The organism is Dialister sp. UBA1703, assembly GCA_002320515.1.
In the GTDB taxonomy this organism is placed as follows: Bacteria; Bacillota; Negativicutes; order Veillonellales; family Dialisteraceae; genus Dialister.
Genome location: DCJJ01000113.1, coordinates 1 through 4,136, shown reverse-complemented (window position 1 = coordinate 4,136; position 4,136 = coordinate 1). Strand labels below are relative to the sequence as shown.

General features: G+C 51.9%; 2 protein-coding genes. One reads left to right on the top strand and one right to left on the bottom strand.

Features of this window, described 5'->3' with window-relative positions:
* Positions 1-13: 13 nt before the first annotated feature.
* Positions 14-2,578 carry an ESPR domain-containing protein gene (locus B2Y11_RS05350; RefSeq protein ID WP_291057059.1) on the bottom strand — a complete coding sequence of 855 codons (2,565 nt, stop codon included), beginning with the start codon at positions 2,576-2,578 and terminating at the stop codon, positions 14-16.
* A 304-nt stretch (positions 2,579-2,882) separates the two neighbouring features.
* Here B2Y11_RS05350 and B2Y11_RS05345 point away from each other — a divergent pair, with 304 nt between their 5' ends.
* Positions 2,883-4,025, top strand: a complete 1,143-nt coding sequence (locus tag B2Y11_RS05345) for a hypothetical protein (protein WP_291057057.1) — start codon at positions 2,883-2,885, stop codon at positions 4,023-4,025.
* Positions 4,026-4,136 lie beyond the last annotated feature (111 nt).

The window sequence follows — 4,136 nt, the reverse complement described above, 5'->3', positions numbered from 1 at the left end:
ACCGAGTAAAATTTTACACTAAGTTTACGGTGTGTTTTTCTTCACCGGTCACTGTGGTTTCCAGGCCGCCATTGTAGTTTTCAGTCTTCTTGCCGGTCACAGTTTCCGTGCTTGTACCGGTGACCGTTTCGCTCTTGTTTCCACCCACTGTAGTGGTCAGGTCTTTGTCAACGGTGTTGGTCATGTTTTCGGTAGCGTGGTTGGTGATATCCTTGGCCTCATTGGCGATCGTACCGTCCTTAGCGGTGTTGGTGATATCTTTTGCCGTCTGGGTGACGACAGTGATGTTGGTGCCATCCTTTACGGCGCTGCCGATGCCGATGAACGGGTTGGCTGCATCGTCGAGGTTCTTGATAACGTCGATGAAACTGCTACCGCTTACCAGGGCATCTTCCATCTTAGTAGCTGTCTTAGACGTAGCGCTGTACTGGGTATCGCTGGCTTTGATCAGCTGTTCCAATTTGTCTACGGTGTTGTTGGTGTTGTTGAACTTGGTTCCATCGGTAATGGAGGAAGCGAGGCTTCCGGCATTCTGGTTCACCACGGTGGTATTGGTGTCGTCGGTTACGGAGGAAGCGATCTGATCTGCTTTCTGCAGGTCGTTGGATGTATAGGTTCCATCCGTAATATTGGTATTGGTCTGACCGGCAATGGTATCGATGGTGGTCTTCACGTCACCATCAATCAGCTGGGATTTTTCTTCTACAGCCCCGCGGAGGTAGGAAGCAGTCTTGCCCTCAGCCTTCATTTCTTCCGTTGTCTGATGGGACAGCTGGGTGGAGGTATTGGAACCGTAATCGTTGGATACCTTGCTTACAACGGAGCTTGCCGCATCGGTTTCTACATCCAGAGCTTTGTTGGTAATCTTGTTCTTCGCTTCGTTGGTGATGTTTTCTGCCGTCAGGCTGCTGTCGCCGTTGACGGTGGTGGTCATGGTTCCGGATACGTCATGGGTCTCGTCGCCGGTAATGTTGGTGTCAAGGCCGCCCTTATAGTTTTCAATCTTCTGACCGCCGATGTCTTCGGTGGAGGTACCGGATGTTTCTACTTTGTAGGTGCCGTCCATGCCCTGGGTGAGGGTGACTTTGTTTTTTGCACCGTCATAGGTTTCGCTCACAATGCCGCCAGTGAGATTTTCGGTGACGGTGAGGGTGTTGGTACCTTCAGCTACAGTAACCTTTCTTTCTCCTGCATTCTGACTAACGGTGGAGGACTTGCCTTCATCCACTGCTTTGTCTTCCATGGAGAAGGTGTCGCCATTGCGGACCATGCTTCTAGTGACGTTCTTGTCAGAGGAATCTGGTACTGCGTTATTGCCCAGGTACTGGCTGATTTCTTTCGCCCCTACGATGGATTTTCCTGTGGAGTCTACGATCCCTTCATCGGTTCTGGCGGTGATAGAGCTGCCGTCTTTATTGAAAATGGATTCTGCAGTGTATTCCACGGCGCCAACGGTATCATTGACTTTGGATGTCACATTGCCTTTATTGATATCGGTCTGGTTGAGTGTTTCGCTTCCCAGGGTAATACGATCCGTTTCGAGGCCATTAGTGGTGAGCTTACCTTTGACTACCACATTATTACCAGTGATAGTCCCGGAAGCATTGATATCAACTGCATTATTAAGGCTGCCGCCGGAAAGGGTGGCTGTGCCGTCACTGACACTGGTGCCCTGTACTTTACCGCCGGTGGATACCACATCGCCGCCGGCTGTGATGGTAGTCACTCCGGTAAGGGCGCCGCCTTCCATGCGGGCAGTACCGTCGGTGACAGCATGGCCTTTCACAGTTCCGGAACCGGTAATGTCTTTGCCGGAAATGTCTCCGGATGCAGAAATGTCTTTGCCGGAAATATCGCCGGAGCCGGCATTGATCTTGCCACCGCGGGTCAGGATGTCACCGCTATTGGTATCTACGCCGCCATTGGCTGTTACTAGGCCGTTTGTATCAACGGTAAACTTTCCATTCGCTCCTTTGATGGAACCATTAGCATTGAGAGCCGCTTTTGCAGCATCCGCCGTATCGCCGCCGGCAAATACGCCTTCAGATGCAATGACGGTACTGTTCTTGCCTACTTTGATTCCATTTTCGTCCATGGTGATCGGATTATTACCATCTTTGTTCAGCACCAGTTTATTTACAGCCTCGGTGCTGTCTTCTTTAACCTTGAGAATCTCACCGTTATCACCAATTTTGAGGTTATTCTGGTCAGCCGCTTTACGAGCAGTTTCTTCGGCCGTAATTTTTCCATTGACTTCTGTTTGGGTGTATGCATCAGTAATGCCGTACCCTGCCAGGGTCGTTGCTGTGTTTGCCTTTCCGTTCAGGGCAGCATCAGTTTCTGTTTTCGTGTACACGTCCGTAGTATACACACCCTCGCTTGCAGCTTTTGAGTCCACATATACTACGGCGCCTGCCAGTCCGTAGCCGCCCATGGCGATGGACAGGGCCACGAGGCCGCTCAGGAGCGCTTTGACTCCTTTGCTTCCGGCTGATTTACCGTATCCCTTGGCAATTTCAGACGTGACCACATAACAATGTTTTGCTTTAGACCAGATGACTTTGTATACCCGATTCATAGGGGTCCCTCCTTTATACTTCTTACCTTCTTTCTCTTTTCATTACTCCTGCCGGCGCCGATTCTCCTATGCTTCTATTTCCTCCTTTCTTTATTGTTTCCGACGAATATGGCGGAGCTGTCTTTTCCGGGATGGCGGGCTTTCCGGCCTTTGGCCAAGGCCCTTTTCCCTTTTCCGGCCTGATTATAGCAAAATAAAAATGAAAAAAACCTATACTAAAGTACAGGTTTTCCATTAGGAGTGCGTCTTATTTTATGATATGATACTTTTAGGGGAATACAGATTTCATAGAGAGAGGTGTCCTATGTGGAAAAGAATGGTTCTGTCCATGCTTCTGGCATGCCTTCCCTGGTCTTTCTGCCATGGGGAAAGCCCGGTTCCTGAGGATATGGGAAATCTGGAAAAAGCGGGAGCTGCTTTGGAAAAACAGGAAGAAAAGGTTCCATGGTTTGAAATCCATGGCGATTACCGCTGGCTCTACGGAAATGGCCGTTTTCGCGGAAAGGCCCTGTCACCCGAGAGCGGGGCCTGGAAGAGGCAGGATGAGAAGGTAACCATGGAAACGCGGCGTTTCCGCCTGTTTCCTGTGCTCCGCCTGACGCCCCATCTGCTTTTGAAAACGGCGCTGGAGGACAACCGCATAGATCAGGGGCCGGGGAATAGTCACCATCTTTTCCTTCTCCGGGCTTACCTGCAGTACGAAAATGAGAGCCTCAAGATAGAGGCAGGGCGGCTGAACTATTACCTCATGGATGGGGATCTGCTGGACAAGAAAATGGACGGTTTCCGCATCCGCTATGGCCATGATGATGAGGGACCGGGGCGATCTGTCTTCTTCTACGGCCGTACAGCGGAGGACCGTTCGAAATCAAGGAAGGTGCTGGTGCTGGAAAATAAGAGAACCCTGGGCAAATGGCTCATTCACAGCGCCTATGCCGATTTCAGAGCCATCCATGGCCATAAGGAATCCATACCGGCCCTTTCCTATTTCCATATGCCCTCCGGGAAATCGGGAGAGCGCTTTGACCGCCAGCAGGTGGGCGTAGTAAAGGGTGCCTACTCTCCCAATGAGGACTGGACCTTCAGTGTGGACTACGTCCTCTCCCACGGCTATCATGAAAAGGACCATTTCAGCGAAACGAAACCGGGCTATGTGGCAGCGGCGATGTACGGGGAAGCGGATCCGAAACGGGCGGGAAGCTATGAAGTCTGGGTTCGTTACTACCATCTCCCCTCCTCTGCCCTTCTCGCTCCCACCATGGACGCCGACACCACCTTCTTCCGCCGCATGGGCTTTTCCGGCTGGGGCGCCCGCCTTGATTTCGTACCGGTAAAGGGACTGGTATGGGCGCTGGAAGGATTCTCCCTGAAAAACAGAAGCAGCGGCATTGTGACCGGGGACTTCCATGAGTACGTACTGGGTACCAGCGTGACGGCTTATTTTTGATGGGACCAGGGGGCCACTCTGTGGCCCGGGTTCATAGGGTTCAGAGGGTTCAAAGGGGAAGGTTGACGGCCCTCCGGGCCGAAGGTTGTGGCCGCCTGTCGGCGGCGGGTT

Coding starts and splice junctions, on each gene's coding strand:
- B2Y11_RS05350 (WP_291057059.1), bottom strand. CDS start 2,578: ATGAATCGGGTATACAAAGTCATCTGGTCTAAAGCAAAACATTGTTAT.
- B2Y11_RS05345 (WP_291057057.1), top strand. CDS start 2,883: ATGTGGAAAAGAATGGTTCTGTCCATGCTTCTGGCATGCCTTCCCTGG.